Source organism: Propionibacterium freudenreichii subsp. freudenreichii, assembly GCF_000940845.1.
Classification (GTDB): domain Bacteria; phylum Actinomycetota; class Actinomycetes; order Propionibacteriales; family Propionibacteriaceae; genus Propionibacterium; species Propionibacterium freudenreichii.
Window position 1 is genome coordinate 2,480,535 of record NZ_CP010341.1, and the last position, 16,692, is coordinate 2,497,226.

The 16,692-nt window shown below is 67.1% G+C and carries 14 protein-coding genes; 10 read left to right on the top strand and 4 right to left on the bottom strand.

All coding sequences use genetic code 11. From position 1 onward, the window contains the following. Nucleotides 1-7 precede the first annotated feature (7 nt). The 8 genes from RM25_RS10910 to RM25_RS10945 all read left to right on the top strand — a co-directional run bounded on the left by RM25_RS10910 (nt 8) and on the right by RM25_RS10945 (nt 8,766). Nucleotides 8-1,018, top strand: a complete 1,011-nt coding sequence (locus RM25_RS10910) for a Gfo/Idh/MocA family protein (RefSeq protein ID WP_044636467.1) — start codon at nt 8-10, stop codon at nt 1,016-1,018. Nucleotides 1,019-1,236: 218 nt separating this feature from the next. Next, nucleotides 1,237-2,103: a sugar phosphate isomerase/epimerase family protein gene (locus RM25_RS10915; RefSeq protein WP_036942660.1), complete on the top strand. Its 867-nt coding sequence runs from the start codon at nt 1,237-1,239 to the stop codon at nt 2,101-2,103. A gap of 135 nt (nt 2,104-2,238) precedes the next feature. Continuing rightward, nucleotides 2,239-3,273 (top strand): LacI family DNA-binding transcriptional regulator, encoded by a 1,035-nt coding sequence (locus tag RM25_RS10920; RefSeq protein ID WP_013162146.1) that lies wholly within the window; start codon nt 2,239-2,241, stop codon nt 3,271-3,273. A 316-nt stretch (nt 3,274-3,589) separates the two neighbouring features. Next, nucleotides 3,590-3,916, top strand: a complete 327-nt coding sequence (locus RM25_RS10925) for a hypothetical protein (protein WP_044636468.1) — start codon at nt 3,590-3,592, stop codon at nt 3,914-3,916. 244 nt (nt 3,917-4,160) lie between these two features. Continuing rightward, nucleotides 4,161-5,099, top strand: a complete 939-nt coding sequence (locus RM25_RS10930) for an alpha/beta fold hydrolase (protein ID WP_044636469.1) — start codon at nt 4,161-4,163, stop codon at nt 5,097-5,099. Between the two features lie 256 nt (nt 5,100-5,355). Further along, nucleotides 5,356-6,123: a glycerophosphodiester phosphodiesterase family protein gene (locus tag RM25_RS10935; protein ID WP_044636913.1), complete on the top strand. Its 768-nt coding sequence runs from the start codon at nt 5,356-5,358 to the stop codon at nt 6,121-6,123. Nucleotides 6,124-6,317: 194 nt separating this feature from the next. Beyond that, nucleotides 6,318-7,682 carry an MFS transporter gene (locus tag RM25_RS10940; RefSeq protein ID WP_013162149.1) on the top strand — a complete coding sequence of 455 codons (1,365 nt, stop codon included), beginning with the start codon at nt 6,318-6,320 and terminating at the stop codon, nt 7,680-7,682. A 367-nt stretch (nt 7,683-8,049) separates the two neighbouring features. After that, complete coding sequence (locus tag RM25_RS10945) at nt 8,050-8,766, top strand: siderophore-interacting protein (protein ID WP_036942663.1); 717 nt, start codon at nt 8,050-8,052, stop codon at nt 8,764-8,766. A 147-nt stretch (nt 8,767-8,913) separates the two neighbouring features. Here the strand turns inward: RM25_RS10945 and RM25_RS10950 are convergent, their stop codons facing one another. From RM25_RS10950 to RM25_RS10965, 4 genes are all read right to left on the bottom strand, one after another. Then, nucleotides 8,914-9,942 (bottom strand): sugar phosphate isomerase/epimerase family protein, encoded by a 1,029-nt coding sequence (locus tag RM25_RS10950; protein ID WP_044636470.1) that lies wholly within the window; start codon nt 9,940-9,942, stop codon nt 8,914-8,916. Nucleotides 9,943-10,065: 123 nt separating this feature from the next. Then, nucleotides 10,066-11,253, bottom strand: a complete 1,188-nt coding sequence (locus RM25_RS10955; protein WP_080774567.1) for a Gfo/Idh/MocA family protein — start codon at nt 11,251-11,253, stop codon at nt 10,066-10,068. A 131-nt stretch (nt 11,254-11,384) separates the two neighbouring features. Then, nucleotides 11,385-12,428, bottom strand: coding sequence for a LacI family DNA-binding transcriptional regulator (locus RM25_RS10960; protein WP_036942727.1), 1,044 nt, complete (start codon nt 12,426-12,428; stop codon nt 11,385-11,387). Nucleotides 12,429-12,454: 26 nt separating this feature from the next. Beyond that, nucleotides 12,455-13,273, bottom strand: a complete 819-nt coding sequence (locus tag RM25_RS10965; RefSeq protein WP_044636471.1) for a sulfurtransferase — start codon at nt 13,271-13,273, stop codon at nt 12,455-12,457. A gap of 412 nt (nt 13,274-13,685) precedes the next feature. On the opposite strand from RM25_RS10965, the gene gad reads away from it, so the two are divergent. Beyond that, nucleotides 13,686-15,098: a glutamate decarboxylase gene (gene gad, locus RM25_RS10970; protein WP_080774568.1), complete on the top strand. Its 1,413-nt coding sequence runs from the start codon at nt 13,686-13,688 to the stop codon at nt 15,096-15,098. 174 nt (nt 15,099-15,272) lie between these two features. Next, entirely contained in the window at nt 15,273-16,685 is a 1,413-nt protein-coding gene (gene gadC / locus RM25_RS10975) for a glutamate/gamma-aminobutyrate antiporter GadC (protein WP_044636472.1), read from the top strand. Nucleotides 16,686-16,692: the final 7 nt, after the last annotated feature.

The following is a 16,692-nucleotide window of genomic DNA, read 5'->3' on the forward strand; positions in this document are numbered from 1 at the left end:
CACCACAATGACTGTACGAATTGGACTCATTGGCGCCGGCGGCATGGGCCGCGCCCATGTCGAGCGCATCCAGAACGAGCTGGCAGGCGGCGAGGTGGTCGCCGTGGCCGACGTCAACCCCGACGCCGCCGGCTATGCCGAGAGCATCGGCGCCCGCTACTTCCCCACCGGGCCGGAACTGATCGCCGACCCGGGCGTGGACGCCGTGATCATCGCCACCCTCGGCAAGGTGCACGCCCCCGACGTCATCGCGGCCATCAGGGCCGGCAAGCCGGTGCTGTGTGAGAAGCCGCTGGCCACCACCGCCCAGGACTGCTTGGACATCCTGGCCGCCGAGCAGGAGGCCGGACGCAAGCTGGTGACCGTCGGCTTCATGCGTCGCTTCGACAAGGGCTACAACGAGATGCGCGCCCAGCTCACCGAGGGCCAGCACGGCTACGCCACCATGGTGCACTGCCGCCACCGCAATCCCTCGGTGCCGGGAACCCTGTACACCACCCGCAACATGATCGATGACACCGCGATCCACGAGATCGACATCTGCCGCTTCCTACTCGACGAGGAGATCACCACGGTGCGCGTCGACACGCCGCGGCGCAGCTCGAACGCACCGCAGGGCCTGCAGGATCCGCTGGTGCTGGTGGCCAACACCGCGTCGGGCGTGCGCATCGACGACGAGATCAATGTGAACATCAAGTTCGGCTATGCCATCGAGTGCGAGCTGGTGATGGAGTCGGGCACCGTGCGGCTGGCCGACCAGGACCACACCATCCTGCGCGACATCGAGGGCGACCGCCATGCGATCTGCCGCAGCCACATCGACCGCTTCCATGACGCGTTCAACGCCGAGGTGCAGCAGTGGATCCGCGCCGTGGAGCGTGGCGAGCACGCCGGCTCAACCTCCTGGGACGGCTATGCGGCCACCTGCGTGGTGGACGCCGCCATCGAATCGTTGGAGCACCAGGGCCGCGAAGTGGCCGTGCAGATGATCGATCAGCCCGCCTTCTACGCCGGCTGATCCCACCGCCGACCGCCCACTGCGCATCCGCAGGAACCAACCCGATCCCCCGACGGATGGGGCGGGCCAGCCCCATGATGGCCGGCCCGCCCCATTCACCATTTCCTTCCAATCCATTCCATTCCCCCACCCCATTCCCCATCGACGCATTTCCCACCGGCGCATTCCCCGACCCGTCCCATTCATCGTCAGGACAACCACGCAAGGAGACGTCCACCATGGTTGATATCGCACTTGATCCGAATATGTACTACGCCTCGATGTCGACGGCGCAGACCCTGTTCAAGGCCGCCGAACTCGGCTTCGATTACGTGGAGCTTTCACCGAACACCGAATTCCATTTCTGGCACCGCTGTCCCAAGGCCGACGATGATTTCGTAGCGGGGCTCAACAAGGCCCAGAAGGACAGCGGTGTCACCGTGCGCACGCTCAATCCGGTGTTCAACTGGTCGTCCCCCGACGAGCAGGAGCGCGCCGCCCAGGTGCGCAACTGGCGTCGCCTGCTGGAGCTGGCCGACCAGATCAACGTGCGCGAGATCGTCTCGGAATTCTCCGGGAACCCGAATACCCCGGTGCGCTGCGAGGAGCAGTGGTACAAGTCGATCTTCGAGCTGGCCCCTGATTTCGAGAAATACGGGATCACGCTGAGCATGGAGGCGCATCCCTATGATTTCGTCGAACGCCATGACGACGCCTATTCGATCGTGCGCGGCACGAACCTTGACTGGATCGGCTACGAATTCTGCTGCCCGCACACCTTCCACCTCGACGACGGCGTGGGCGATGTGGAGCGCATGATCACCAGCTGCGCGCCCAAGCTGCGCGAGGTGCACGTGGCCGACACGCTGAACCATCGCGCCAACGACGGCAACCGCTACATCGTCAACCCGCCCGGCGTCGACGCCCGGGTGCACCAGCACAGTGAGATCGGCAAGGGCGAGGTGCCCTTCGACAAGGTCTTCGAGACGCTGCGCGCCGTGGGCTTCGACGGGGTGCTGTCACTGTGCGTCTTCGGCTTCCACGAGCATGCCGACGAGATCAACCGCCGCATGCTCGAGCGCGTCCGGTCAGAGTTCGGGGCCTGATATCGCGTCCCGGCCTGCGCACCCTGCCCTAGCCTGACATCGGACCCGGCCACGCAGGCGCCGGGACGATTCACCACCTCCCTTGATCCGAACCCCCGTGGTCAAGGACGAAGCGACAGCGGCAAGGAGACCTCCATGGCGGGCGGATCACGACCGACCCAGGCCGACGTGGCACGCCTGGCCGGGGTGTCACGTCAGACCGTGTCGTTGGTGGTGCTCGACGATCCCCGGGTCTCGCCGCGTTCGCGAGCGGCGGTGACCAGCGCGATGGCCCAGCTCAACTACCGTCCCAATGTGGCGGCCCGGGCCCTGGTCTCGCATCACACGGGGTTCCTGGGGATCGTCTTCAGCGACCTGGCCAACCCCTTCCACGCCGAGTTGGCCGAGGCCCTGCGCGCCGCGGCCGACCGGCTCGGCTTCGTGCCGTTCATCTCGCCGGTGGGCCAGAGCGCCGACGAGGAGAAGGTGGCCATCAACCGCTTCACCGAGATGGCGGTCGACGGGCTCATCCTCGTGTCACCACTGTCCGACAACACGACGCTCGAGGCCCTGGGCGCGCAGGTGCCCACGGTGATCGTCACCCGCAACTCGGGGCCCGCCAATGTCGACCTGGTGCATGCCGACGACCGCGCCAGCGCCGCCCAGGTCACCCAGCACCTGCTGGCGGCCGGCTACGACCCGGTGGTCTTCCTCGGCTATGAGCGCCGCATCGAGGGCGACTCGTCGCTGGCCCGCATCGACGGCTACCGCGCCGCGATGCGCCGGGCCGCGCGCCCCGAACAGGTGCAGATCGTCACCCAGGGAGGCGTGCCGCAGATCGTCGGCGGACTGGCGGCCTCCCTGACGCGCGGCTTCGGCCTGGTCTGCCACAACGACCTGATCGCGCTCGAGGCCTGGGCGGCACTGGCGGAACTCGGCCTGGAACCCGGACCCGACGTGGGCGTGGCCGGGTTCGATGACACCGGCATGGCCCGTTTCCCGGGCGTCGGCCTCACCAGCGTGAACAATGGCACCACCGGGTTCGCCGACACCGCGGTGGAGATGATCTCGCAACGCCTTGCCGGACGCACCGCACGCCGCGAGGTGGTCCTGCCGACGCATCTGATCGTGCGTCGCTCCACGCTGCGCGACCAGCCGGACAGGCCACCGCGTCCGGCGCAGCAGAGATAACCCCCGGGGCAATTAGAATTGATTATCATTTTCATGTCGCACCGACTATGAGGCACCCCCCAACCCGCCTGTGACCAGCCATGATGGCGCCGACGGGCCGCCCGTCCAGCATCAGCCACGCACCTGTCCCCGGCCAGCCCCATGCTAATGAAATTAATTCGCAGTTGTATTTGCAAGAATTATCCGGAACATCATTGATTTCACACGTATTTCGTCGCACAATGATTCCAAGGTCCCCCGCCCACATATCGCTCCCCTGGTCGATGCATCCCGTATCGATGCTCCCCTGATCGATGCGACCCCGAAAGGAACAATCATGGCTGAACAGGACGCACGCGCAGAGCACACCATCGCCGAACACCAGCACGGCCCGGGCTGCGGCCACGCGACCGTGCAGCACGGCGACCACGTCGACTACATCCATGGCGATCACCGCCATGCGCTGCACGGCGACCACTACGACGAGCACGGCTCCGATCCGGACACGCCCGCCGAGCACACCATCGCCGAACACCAGCACGGCCCGGGCTGCGGCCACGAGACCCTCGAGCATGGTGACCACGTCGACTACCTGCACAACGGCCACCGCCACGCGCTGCGCGACGAGCCGGACAGGCCACCGCGTCCGGCACGGCAGATATGACCCGGGCAGCTGCATTCGGGCACTCAGTGGACAGCTGTGCGGGAATGACGCCGCACAAGTGCCCACTCAAGGGGATTTCCGCCCGGATGCCCACGGGCCCGGACGAGGGACCGGCTGCCACGCCCCCGGCCGGATCAGCTGACAGCGATTCCACCCTCCCCCTACCGGCGGCGCCACGATGGCAAGCTGGAGGAAAGCAGTCCGCGTCGCGTGAGGTCGCGGAGCATCTCGGCAGGAGAACAGCATGGCCATCCAGGAAGTCACCTTCCCATCGTCCAACGGGCGCGACACCATCTACGGCTGGATCTACGAGCCCACCCAGCCCGCGCGCGGCGTCGTGCAGATCGTGCACGGCCTGGGCGAGCATTCGCGCCGCTATCTGCACATGATCACCGCACTGCTCGACGCCGGATTCGTGGTGGCCGCCGACGACCATGCCGGGCACGGCAAGACCTCCACCGAATCGGGGGTGTGGGGCGACACCGGCGAGAACGGCGTCACCACCGTGATCAGCGACGAATACTCACTGCACAAGCTGGTGCGCGACGACCACCCCGACCTGCCGTTCTTCATGTTCGGCCACTCCTGGGGCTCGATGATCGCCCGCGGCTTCGCCTCGGCCCATGGGGCCACGCTGTCGGGACTGGCCCTGTGCGGCGTGGCCGCGCAGATCGACGGCGTCGAGACCAAGCTTGACCGGGTGGGCCTGGACGCCGCCCTGGCTGCCGGCCCCGGCACCGCGTCGGGTGAGGAGTTCGTGGGCCAGATCTTCGAGGACTTCGTCTCGCGCTACACCGATGTGCGCACGCCGAACGACTGGATCGCACTGGACCCCGATGTGGTGGCCGACCATGCGCGCGACCCGTTCAACAACTACTACAAGCCGATGAGCCTGCGCTTCGTGCACGACTTCGTCACCCTGTACGACCAGGTGAACGCCCCCGACTGGTACACCTCGATCCGCGCCGACCTGCCGGTGCTCGTGCTCGCCGGCGACCAGGACCCGGTGGCCAACTACGGCGAGGGCGCCTATCACGTGGCCAACCAGCTCGAGGCGTCCGGACACCGCGATGTGCGCACCCACGTGTACACCGGATACCGCGACGAGGTACACAACGAGCCCCAGACGCGCGCCGACGTCGAGAGTGAGCTCACGGTGTTCATCGACGGCCACCTGCAGTAGGCGATCGTCCGGATCGGGCCACCCTCGACCGGAACGCATCTCACCGAAGCGATTCACGCGTTACCGGTGGATTGCATCATTACTCGTTGCGGTGCAGCTGTGCAACGCAAGATGTTGCACGGTTGCATCGCAACAGCCGAAACTCCTTGCAGCGTGGGCGCGTGTGCCCGGCTTCGTGATCTCAGGGACTTTTCAGGGGACCCCCTGAGGTGGCATGCTGACGGCCGGAAACCACACGCCGGACAAGGAAGTCACCATGGCAGCAACCCGGGCCACCCAGCACGTCCCCACCTTCAACTCAACAATCTTCGCCCACCGCGGGCTGCCCAGCCGGGCACCCGAGAACACGCTGGCCGCCTTCGACCTGGCAGCTGACGAGGGCGCCACCTGGATTGAGACCGACGTCGACATCATCGCCGACGGCACACCGATCATCATCCACGACACCGCCCTGGACCGCACCACCGACCACCGGGGCAAGCTCTACGACATCGCGACCGCCGAAGAGCTGGCCGGCATCGACGCCGGATCGTGGTTTGCACCTGAGTTCGCCAGCGAACGCGTCATCACCCTGGATGCCCTGGTCGACCTGCTCAACCGCCGCAAGCTCAATGCCAACATCGAGATCAAGGCCAACGAGCAGGGCGCCGAGCGCACCATCGTGCTGGTCGACGCCATCGCCAGCTCACTGGCCCGGCTCGATCCCGAGCGCGAGATCATCATCTCGTCGTTCTCGCAGCCGGTCCTGATGACCTTCCACGCCCGCCATCCCGAGTACGCAATCGGCGTGTTGTACGAAACCGCCGCACTGTACGACGACTGGCTCTCGGTGCTGGAACTGTGCGGTGCGAGCTACATCCACCCCGAGGACGCCGGGCTCACCCGCGAGCGCGTGCAGGCCTTCCGCGACGCCGGCTACGGCGTGAACGTGTGGACCGTCGACGCCCGCGACCGCGCCAACGAGCTGCTCAACTGGGGCGCCACGGGCGTCTTCACCAATATCGCCGACCAGCTCATCCGCTGACCCGACGCCCCCGGGCGTCCGATCACGATCCCGTCCCCTCGGTACCCCTGCCGGCACCCCCCAGTCGGCACTCTGCCCCACTGGCACCCCCGGCCCAACCCCGGCCGCACTTCCGCATCACCGTGCGCGCCATCCATTGGAGCGCGTCACCGCATCACCTGCTGGAACGCGCCGCCTACTGAAAGAGCCTGCTCATGGCCACGTCCACGTCGTCCACGCGACGCTTCTCACTACCCGTCTTCCTGCGCAAGGGGCGTATCGGCCCCTTCCTCGCCGTCGTGATGTCGGGCCAGATCATCTATTCGGCATTCGAGGCCTTCAAGGGCTCGCTGATGATCCCGCTGCAGCAGATGCTGGGCATCACGCAGACCCAGTTCGGCATCCTCATGAGCTACATCGGCATCGCCATGTTCCTGTACGTGCCGGCCGGGTGGATCAACAACCGCTTCAAGGTGCGCACCATCATCCTGTGGTCGCTGGGTTGGCGACTGGCCACCTACCTGGTGCTGTTCCTCCTGACCCCACCCTTTGCGGTGATGAGCGTGATCGCCGTCTCGTGGGGCGTGTTGGACGCGATCGTCTGGCCAGCGGTGGTCAATGGCGTGTCGATCCTGTCGCAGGACCAGGACAAGGAGGGCAAGGGCCTGGCAATGGGCCTGCTGGAGTCGATCCGGCGCCTCACCGAGTTCCTGATGAACGGCCTGGTGATCGTGATCCTGATGGTCTGGTCTGATCACACCGTGGGCATCATGCGCATTGCCGCCATCGTGTACGCCCTGCTCATCGTGCCCATGATGATCGCCGTGGCACGCCTGGTGCCCGACACCAAGATCGCCCAGGAACAGGGCAAGTCTGATTCGTTGGCCGCACTCACCGGCCTGTTCAAGGTGATCGCACGCCCGCGCGTCTGGTTGGCCGGCATCGCAGCCCTGACCGTGTACTGGTCGTACATCAACCTGATGTACACCTCGGCTCCCTATCTGACGCAGGTGTTCGGCGTCTCGGCCGGGCTGGCCGGTGCGTTCGGCATCTTCAACACCGGCCTGGTGGGTATCTTCGCGGGACTCCTGTCGGGGCTGCTGGCCGACTATGTGTTCAAGTCGTCCACCAAGATGATGGCGATCTCGTTGGGTGCGGTGGCGGTGGCCTGCGTCATCGTCATGGCGCTGCCGGTGCGCTCGTCCATGATCTGGCCGATCATGATCATGCTCATCGTGGTGGCCATCGCCACCTTCCTGGGCAAGGCCGTGATCCTGGCGCCGGTGGCCGAGCTGAACCTGCCCGAGGGCATCTCGGGGTCGGCCATGTCCGTCGGCTCGTTCCTGGCCTACGCCTCGGTGTTCTGGGCATACACCCTCAACGGACACCTGATCGACGCCAACGCCGGCAACCCGCAGGCCGGTTACCGCCTGATCTTCGTGATCACCGCCGTGGTGGCCGTGATCGGCTGCGTGGCCGCCGGCCTTCTGACCGTGATCAACCGACGCGTCAAGGCCCACCAGCAGGTGGCTGCCGCCGAGGGCGGGACGGACGCCGCACCGGCACCCCGGGCCGAGTAACGGCCGTCCGGACCCGGGATGGGGCACTGCCCCCAGAACGGGTCCGGGCGTGCAGCGCCAGGAATGCGCAGATGGGGAGGACCTTTACAGGGCAGACGACATAAAGGTCCTCCCCATCCAGCATCCACCCGCCTGGCACGGGTCCGGACGGCACCCCAGTGGTCAGAGCGGCTCCCCAGTGGGCCCTGGACCCCCGGCCCCCGGCCAATACCTCCACTAGATGGTCAACTGTGCGGCGTCATTGCCGCACAACTGCCCATCCAGCCAAGGAACGCCCCCGCCGGGGCTGGACTGTGAGGTTAGGCTTACCTTTGTGACTGGGACGAGCGCAGCGGCGCGCAGTAGCCGGGAAAGCACGACCACCCGGATGCCCCGCGTCCAGGACTTCACACTCCAGGTGTGCGCGACGCACGAGGCCGGGCCCTACACGCGATTGCGCGTCCGTTGCCCCGAACTACTCAACCCACGCAAGTCCGACGAGCTGTTGCCCACCGCATGGCTGCGCCTGCTGGTTCCCGACGGCGGACGCCAGCACCAGCGCGGTTACACGCTGGTGGAGTGTGACCATGGCACCGGTGAGGCCAGCATCTACATGCTGCACCACGATCCGGCCGGGCCCGGGTCGCGGTGGGCGCGCTCCGCCCGCCCCGGTGACCGCATCGGTGCCCAACTATTGGCCGGTCAGCTGTACCTGCAGCCGCCACCGGACGCCGGCGCCCTGTACGTGGGCGACCTGGCATCCGCCCCGGCCATTGCCGGTGCCATCGCGGCGGCGCCCGCTTCGTGCGACATCGCGGTGGTGCTGCAGGCCGAACCGGGCAGCTGGTCACCCGTGCCACACACCGCGTGCACGCTGACCATCGTGTCGCCCGATGCCGGTGAGGACGCGCTCATCGAGGCCGTCACCACCATTCCGGGCCGCGACTACGCCTGGCTGGCCCTGGAAGCATCAGCTGCCCAACCGCTGCGGGCCGCGCTCATCGCGGCGGGCCTGCCCCGCGATGCCGTGCAGTACCAAGGCTATTGGCGTCGCGGCACGCCCATGGGACGCACCGTCGAGACGTCGGCACGTGCTGCCGCCTAACCGCTGACTGCCCGGGCACGGATAGGGGCGGATAAAGCACGGTCTACGGTGGTTTATCCGCCCCCATCTTGCGTTGGCCCATCGATGCCGGCCCGTTCGGGCACTAAGTGGACACCTGTGCGGCGTCATTCCCGCACAACTGCCCACTCAGCGGGCGTCAGCCGCCGCAATCAGGTTCTTGGCGCCGAGCTCAACACCCTCGAGCTGACCGAAGGCGGCGTCCTCATGCTCGATGTTGATGTTCATCTGCGGGTCGATCTCGACCAGTGCCTTGAGGAACTCGGTCCACCACGGCACATCGTGGCCCTCGCCGACGGTGACGAAGCGCCACGCGGGATCGGCCGGCCAGGTCGACACATAGTGGTCGAAGCCGGTGGGGGTGCGCAGCGCCGGATCGGCAGGCACCGGCCCGAAGCTGGAGTCGAGCACGCCGCGGGTGCCGACGCCCAGGAAGAGCTTGGTGTCCTTGGCGTGCACGTGCTTGATGTGCGAACCCAGCAGCCTGATCGACTCCACGATGTCCATGCCCTGCCACATCAGGTGCGAGGGGTCCATGTTGACGCCGACGTTCTTGGCGTCGATGCGGTCGGCGAACTCGAGGAAGTTCACCGGGGTGAACACCACATTGTGCGGATGCAGTTCCAGGGCGAGCTGCACCCCGGCGTCCTGGGCGCGCAGGTCCATCTCGCGCCAGAAGGGGTCGAGCACGCTCTTCTGGTATTCGAGCACCTCGAGCTGCGTACCGTCCCAGGGGTTCACCACCCACGCCGGGTACTTTCCGTCGGGGTCGGTGCCGGGGGTGCCCGACATGCAGACGATCTCGCCGACGCCCAACTTGCCGGCCAGCTCAATGGCCCGACGCAGGTCGTAGGCGTGCTTGGGCCCCTGATCGGGCAGGGGGCTGAGCACATTGCCCGAGGTGTTCAGCCCGGCCAGGCGCATGCCGTGCGCCTCGAACGTGGCCAGGTAGTCGTCGCGTGCCGTCTGCGACCCGATCAACAGGTCAACCGGGCAGTGCGGCGAGGGGATGAAGCCGCCGACGTTCACCTCGGCGCCGGTGAGCCCATCGGCGGCGAGGATCTCGAGGGCCTCCTCGAGCGTGTAGTTGTGCAGGCAGGCGGTGTAGGCGCCCAGGTTGAGCGGGCTGGGCGCATTGGTCGTGGTTGAGCTGGTCATGGTGCTTTCTACTGATGAGTGCTGGGTTGGGACGAGTGCTGGTTTGGGACCGGTACCGGATTGAGACCAGTGCCGAGTTGGGACCTGTACTGGGTTGAGACCGGCGCCGAACAGCGCCGTCGGCTACTTGATCTCGACGCTGGCGCCGCCCCTGCCGGCCGATGTGGCCACGGCGTCCTGGATGCGCATCGCGCGGTAGCCGTGCGCGAAGCTGGGCACGGGCGGAAGCCCCTCGTCCAGCCCGATCACCTGGTCAAGGAAGGCGCGCGCCTGGTAGGTGAACTGCTCGATCTGGGTATTGCCGACACCGGCGAAGTCCATCGACGAGCCGCCCTTGTAATAGGGGAAGCTCGGGTTGGTGAGCACCTGCTTGGGGCCGCGCAGGCCGGCGGGCGAGTTGGTGTCGTCGAGCTTGATCTCGCCCGACCGGGCAAGGTCGAACGAGGCGTGCCCCTGGGTGCCGAAGACGTGAAAGCACAGCGCATTGGGCATGCCGAAGGCGACCCGCGACACCGAGATCGATCCGATGGCGCCCGAGGCGAAGTGCATGTTGAACTCGGCAATGTCGTCATTCTCGACGGTCTCGGTGGCCTCGGCGTCACCGGCCGCGCCGCGTCCGCCGGCCAGGCCCTCGACCGCGGGGGGACGCTTGGCGATCACGGTGGCGAAGCTGCCGCCGCTCACCGAGGCGATCGGCCCGGCCACGAACTCCGCCAGGTCGGTGATGTGCGAGCCGACGTCGCCCAGCGCGCCGGAACCCATCGGACCGCGGTAGCGCCATGCGATCGGCACCTGCGGGTCGGCCCCGTAGTCGCACCAATAGCGTCCGTCGAAGTGCAGGATCTCGCCGAGCGCCCCGCTATTGGCCAGCTCCGCGATCTCGGCGATCGCCGGGTGGCGACGGTAACCGAAGCCGATGCCCGAGACCACGGACGCGTCGGCGGCCGCGGCAGCCATGGCGGCGGCGTCGTCGAGGTTGTCACTCAACGGCTTCTCGCACAGCACGTGCTTGCCGGCGGCCATCAGGGCCAGGGCGATCTCGCGGTGCAGCTTGTTGGCCACCACGATCGAGACGATGTCGATGTCGTCGGCCTCGACGATCTCATGCCAGTCGGAGGTGGCGCGCTCGTAGCCGTAGCTGTTGGCGGCATCGGTGGCGAAGGGTAGGTAGGCGTCGCAGATGGCCGCCAGTCGCACCTGCGGCACGCCGCGGGTGCCGAAGACGGTGCGCACCTGGCGCCAGGCGTTGGCGTGCGTGCGCCCCGCCATACCGGCGCCGATCACGGCTACTGACAGTGTGTTCTCAGGCATTCCTGTGTCTCCCTTGACTGGACCTGCGATGGTCCGGGGTCCGTGACCCGGACGATTTAACGCGCGTTAAACGCGATGTGTCCAGTGTCACAGCACGACATTTGTCCCGTCAAGGAGTTGTCCGGGATTGCTCAGGACGAGCTGCGCACCGACAACGCCGGCGCCACGATGAACTCGCGCCCACGCAGCGGCTCGTCATCGCCCTCGGCGGCGTCGGGATGGCGCCGCAGCGCACGGGCACCCATCCATTCGGCACGACCCTGCAGGGCCACCATCGCCAGCCGGGCGAGCTCCCCGGTGTTCTGCGACACCGAGGTGATGTCGAATTCCGGACGCCGGGCCATGTGCGTGTCATCGAAGCCGATCACCGCCAGGTCGTGCCCCGGACGCAATCCGCGGGCGCGCACGAAGGCGAGCACGTCGGCGGCGGTCAGGTCGTTGTGGGTGACCACGGCCACCCGCTGGTCGGCCTGCGCTGCCAGCACCCCGCCGAGCTGGGGGGCCAGCGCCTCGCCGCGCGGCACCTCGACGCGCTCCAGCGGCATCCCCGCCGCCGCGGCGGCACGGGCCAGGGCGCGATGGCGATGGGCCACCCACACCTCGCCCAGTCCACTGACGAACGAGACGGCCACGATGCGGCGCCACCCATGGCTCCGCAGGTGCTCCACGATCAGGGCGGCCGCGGCGTCCTCGTCGACATGCACCGAATCGAAGCCGTCGCCGGCCAGGGCCGCGCCGATGAGCACCAGTGGAAGCTGCGAGCCGATGCGGGTGAACGCCTCGGGGCCCTCCACCGGTGAGACCATCACGATGCCAGCGGCGCGCAACTCGCGGAAGCGTTGCAGCACCGTGGTCTCGCGCGAGCGGTCGTCGGCCGAGGTCGCCACCAGCGGCAGCAGCCCCAACCCGTCGGCCTCATGCTGCAGGTTGTCCACGACGCTCTCGAAGAACGGATTGCGCAGGTCGGGCAGCACCACGCCCACCACGGGCGAGCGCTTCGACGCCAACGACGCGGCCCCCAGGTTGCGGGTGTAGCCGAGCTCGTGGGCCACCTGCACGATGCGCTCGCGGGTGTCGTCGGCCACCAGCGAGGAGCCCGACAGGGCCAGCGAGACCAGGCCGCGCGAGACGCCGGCGGCCCGGGCGACATCGCGCTGGGTGGGATCAGCGGCCATCGTCACAGCCCCCGCCCACGGTGTGGCTAGCCGCGCTCAACGGGCCGGGAGTCGTCGGAGATCCAGTCGCTCCACGAGCCGGGGTAGAGCTTCACGCCGTTGATGCCGGCGACGTGCATCGCCAGCAACGCCTGCGAGGCGGTGATGCCCGAGCCGCAGTAGACGGCGTCGCCGGGCTTGACCGCAGGGAACACCTTCTTCAGCTCATCGGGCGACTTGAAGGTGCCGTCCGATTCCTGGGCCTCGGTGGCGGGCAGGTTGCGTGCACCGGGGATGTGTCCCGCCTTCGGATCGATCGGCTCCTCGTCGCCGCGATAGCGCTCCGGTGAGCGCACGTCCCACAGCGTGCCGCCGTTGGCCAGCAGGTGCTTGGCATCCACGCGCTCGAGGTGGCCGGCGCGCAGCATGATGTCGCCCACCTTCGACGACCAGGTGGGCCCGGTCTCGACGGGATATCCGGCGGCCTTCCACGCGGCGAAGCCCCCGTTGAGCACCTGCACATCGGTGAGGCCGCCGTCGGTGAGCAGCCACCACAGGCGTCCGGCAGCCAGGGAGTTGCCACCATCGAGCACCACCACGGAGCTGTCCTCGTTGAGTCCCTTGCGGCGCATGTCGGCCTCGAAGGCACCCGGGTCGGGCAGCGGATGGCGTCCGCCCGGCACGTCGGGGTTCGACATCTCCTTGTTCATGCTCACCCACAGCGAGCCGGGGATGTGCCCGGTCTCGAAGTCCTTGTGGCCTTCATCCACCGTGGCGGCGGGGCCCGACCAACGGGCGTCCAGCACGACGGGGGGATTGTCTGAGGCGAGCTTCGCCCTGAGGGTGGCGGGGTCGATAAGTGTCATGGACTGCTCCCTTCCTTGGTTCCAGCTTGTCATGCGCCACCCCCAACCGACGCCCGGGGATCACCCGCCGGCCTGCGCCGACCATGGGGCGACCACCCTCGGCACTGCACATGGTTGCGTTGCCATACATCCTGGGTGCACGCCCTCCGAATGTTTGGTCCGGTGATCGCTACGCCAGATCGCACTGCTACCGTCGAAAACGACAACAAAATCGTGTCAGGTGGCGCCCCGCGGCCGCAGTTCCTTTCGCGGCCGCAGACATGCCGAACCATCTCGCCAGAATCGCCCATCCACTCGGACGGGTGCTGGCTTGCAGATCAGAATCCGACAGCGAATCCCCCTCCGCAGCCCCCTCGGGCCGCACCGTTCCCCTGACCGCGATCACGCATCGCTTCAATCCCTGGAGGATATTTTGAACGATCCGACCCGTCATCCCACATACTCAATCGATCGCTCGCAGCTCGGCGCTGTGGAGATCAACCCGGTGTTCGCCCGCCCCGCGGAGGCCACCGAATTCTCGAAGTTCCGCCTGCCGGCGTCCGAGAGCCTGCCCGAGACCGCCTACCAGGTGGTGCACGACGAGGCCATGCTCGACGGCAACGCCCGCCTCAACCTGGCCACCTTCGTGGGCACCTGGATGGACGGCTACGCCAACCGCCTCTATGCCGAGTCGGCTGACAAGAACATGATCGACAAGGACGAATACCCCAAGACCGCCGAGATCGAGACCCGTTGCTGGACGATGCTCGCCGACCTGTGGCACGCGCCCGACCCCGACAACACCATCGGCACGTCGACCATCGGCTCGTCCGAGGCCTGCATGCTGGGTGGCCTGGCGCTGAAGCGCCGCTGGCAGCACGCCCGCAAGGCCGCCGGCAAGCCCACCGACCACCCGAACATGGTGATGTCGTCGGCCGTGCAGGTGTGCTGGGAGAAGTTCTGCAACTACTGGGACATCGAGCCCCGCTATGTGCCGATCTCGGAGGACCACAAGGTGCTCGACGGCACCAACCTGGCCGATTACGTCGACGAGAACACCATCGGCGTGGTGGCCATCATGGGCGTGACCTACACCGGCATGTATGAGCCGGTGAAGCAGATCGCCGCGGCGCTCGACGAGATCCAGGAACGCACCGGCCTTGACGTGAAGATCCACGTGGACGCGGCCTCGGGCGGCATGATCGCCCCGTTCATCCAGCCCGACCTGGAATGGGACTTCCGCGTCGAGCGCGTGGCATCGATCAACACCTCGGGCCACAAGTACGGGCTGGTCTACCCCGGCCTGGGCTGGGTTGTCTGGCGCAGCGTCGACGACCTGCCCGAAGACCTCATCTTCAAGGTCAGCTACCTGGGCGGCGACATGCCCACCTTCGCGCTGAACTTCTCGCGTCCCGGCGCTCAGGTGCTGCTGCAGTACTACATGTTCCTGCGCCTGGGCATGGACGGCTTCCGCCGCGTGCAGACGAACTCGCATGACGTGGCCAAGTTCCTGTCGAGCCAGATCGGCGCCATGGACGACTTCGAGCTGTGGAACGACGGCTCCGATATCCCGGTGTTCGCCTGGCGGCTGAAGGATCGCCCGAACCGCAAGTGGGATCTTTACGACCTGTCGGAGCGCCTGCGCACGCGCGGCTGGTTGGTGCCCGCCTACCCGATGCCGGCCGACCTCACCGATGTCACCGTGCAACGCATCGTGGTGCGCAATGGGTTGAGCCATGACCTGGCCGACGCCTTCCTGGAGAGCATGCGCGCCGAGGTGGCCTACCTGGACGCCCTGCCGGCCCCGATGCCCTCGCAGCACAAGCAGTCGGGCTTCCACCACTGAGTGCCCCTTCGGCAAACCACACCCCACCCCTGAAGGAAGCACTCCGTGAGCAGCACTGACAGTCATGCGAACACGCCATCGCGGCGCGCCGCAGCACCCCGCCGGGCAGCAGCACCCCCGACAGCGCCATCCCGGACAACGGCATCCGAGGTGCCGGCGCATCCACCGCGCTTCATGAGCGCCACCCGGATGGCCATGCTGACGCTGGTGACCGTGGCGTCGTTGCGCTCGCTACCGGCGATGGCCGAATACGGGCTGGCGTCGGTGGCGCTGTTCATCATTCCGGCGGTGCTGTTCCTGGTGCCGACGGCGCTGGTCGCGGCCGAACTCGCGACCGGCTGGAAGGGCGGCATCTACACCTGGGTGCGTGAGGCCTTCGGCAACCGCTGGGGCTTCGTGGCCATCTGGCTGCAATGGATCCAGAACGTGGTGTGGTACCCGATGCAGCTGGCGTTCATCGCGGTCTGCCTCACCTATGTGTTCGGGGTGAACATCGGCAACAACGGCTTCTACGTGGCTGCCGTGATCATCGTGTTCTACTGGGCCTCGACGTTGCTTTCGCTGGCCGGCAAGGGGTTGTTCGCCAAGGTCGGTTCGTGGAGCGGCATCGTCGGCACGATCTTCCCCGCCGTGCTGCTCATCGTGCTGGGCGCGCTGTGGCTCACCACGGGGGCGCCGGTGCAGACCGACATGCATGCCTCGGCGATGCTGCCGCCGTGGACCGGCATCGCGTCGATCGTGCTCATCGTGTCGAATGTGCTGGCCTATGCCGGCATGGAGGTGAACGCGGTGCACGCCGAGACGATGCGCGATCCCGGACGCGAATTCCCCCGCGCCACCGCTCTTGCCACGGTGCTGATCCTGTTGGTGTTCATCCTTCCGACGATGGCCATCGCCATCGCGGTGCCGCACAGCAAGCTGGGACTGATGGACAGCGTCAACCTGGCCTTCCAGGAGTTCTTCACCCACTGGCACATGGCATGGGCCACGCCCCTGATCTCGCTGCTCATCGCCGCGGGTGCGATCGCCTCGGTGATCGCCTGGATCTCCGGCCCGTCGAAGGGCCTACTGGCCGCGGCCCGCACCGGACTCATGCCGGTGGCGCTCCAGAAGCGCAACAAGGAGGGCGTGCAGTCGCACATCCTGTTCGCCCAGGCGGGCATCGTCACCGTATTGGCGCTGTTGTTCGTGGTGATCCCCAATGGGGACACCGCCTTCGCGACGCTGATCGGCATGGCGTCGGCGCTGTACCTGATCATGTACATGCTCATGTTCGCCGCTGCCATCCGGCTGCGTCACACCAAGCCTGAGGTGAAGCGCACCTACCGCACACCGGCGATGAATCTGGTGGCCGGTGTCGGTTTCGTCGCCTGTGCGGCGGCCTTCGTGCTGTCATTCATCCGACCGGCTGGGTTCACCGGCATCAGCGGCGTGGGATATCCGCTGCTGGTGGCTGTGGTCGTGGTGGTGCTCGGTGTGCCACCGCTGATCCTCTATGCGCTGCGTCGTCCCGGCTGGGATGTGCGCACCGACGAGGAGAAGGCCGATGACCAGGCGATCCTGGTGAATCCGGCACCGAAGGACTAACCCCTGC

What these genes read in the sequence shown, in the direction of transcription:
- gadC (WP_044636472.1), top strand. Translation starts at nt 15,273, where the DNA reads ATGAGCGCCACCCGGATGGCCATGCTGACGCTGGTGACCGTGGCGTCG.
- RM25_RS10965 (WP_044636471.1), bottom strand. Translation starts at nt 13,273, where the DNA reads ATGACACTTATCGACCCCGCCACCCTCAGGGCGAAGCTCGCCTCAGAC.
- RM25_RS10940 (WP_013162149.1), top strand. Translation starts at nt 6,318, where the DNA reads ATGGCCACGTCCACGTCGTCCACGCGACGCTTCTCACTACCCGTCTTC.
- RM25_RS10920 (WP_013162146.1), top strand. Translation starts at nt 2,239, where the DNA reads ATGGCGGGCGGATCACGACCGACCCAGGCCGACGTGGCACGCCTGGCC.
- RM25_RS10915 (WP_036942660.1), top strand. Translation starts at nt 1,237, where the DNA reads ATGGTTGATATCGCACTTGATCCGAATATGTACTACGCCTCGATGTCG.
- RM25_RS10945 (WP_036942663.1), top strand. Translation starts at nt 8,050, where the DNA reads ATGCCCCGCGTCCAGGACTTCACACTCCAGGTGTGCGCGACGCACGAG.
- RM25_RS10910 (WP_044636467.1), top strand. Translation starts at nt 8, where the DNA reads ATGACTGTACGAATTGGACTCATTGGCGCCGGCGGCATGGGCCGCGCC.
- RM25_RS10950 (WP_044636470.1), bottom strand. Translation starts at nt 9,942, where the DNA reads ATGACCAGCTCAACCACGACCAATGCGCCCAGCCCGCTCAACCTGGGC.
- RM25_RS10960 (WP_036942727.1), bottom strand. Translation starts at nt 12,428, where the DNA reads ATGGCCGCTGATCCCACCCAGCGCGATGTCGCCCGGGCCGCCGGCGTC.
- RM25_RS10930 (WP_044636469.1), top strand. Translation starts at nt 4,161, where the DNA reads ATGGCCATCCAGGAAGTCACCTTCCCATCGTCCAACGGGCGCGACACC.
- RM25_RS10935 (WP_044636913.1), top strand. Translation starts at nt 5,356, where the DNA reads ATGGCAGCAACCCGGGCCACCCAGCACGTCCCCACCTTCAACTCAACA.
- RM25_RS10925 (WP_044636468.1), top strand. Translation starts at nt 3,590, where the DNA reads ATGGCTGAACAGGACGCACGCGCAGAGCACACCATCGCCGAACACCAG.
- RM25_RS10955 (WP_080774567.1), bottom strand. Translation starts at nt 11,253, where the DNA reads ATGCCTGAGAACACACTGTCAGTAGCCGTGATCGGCGCCGGTATGGCG.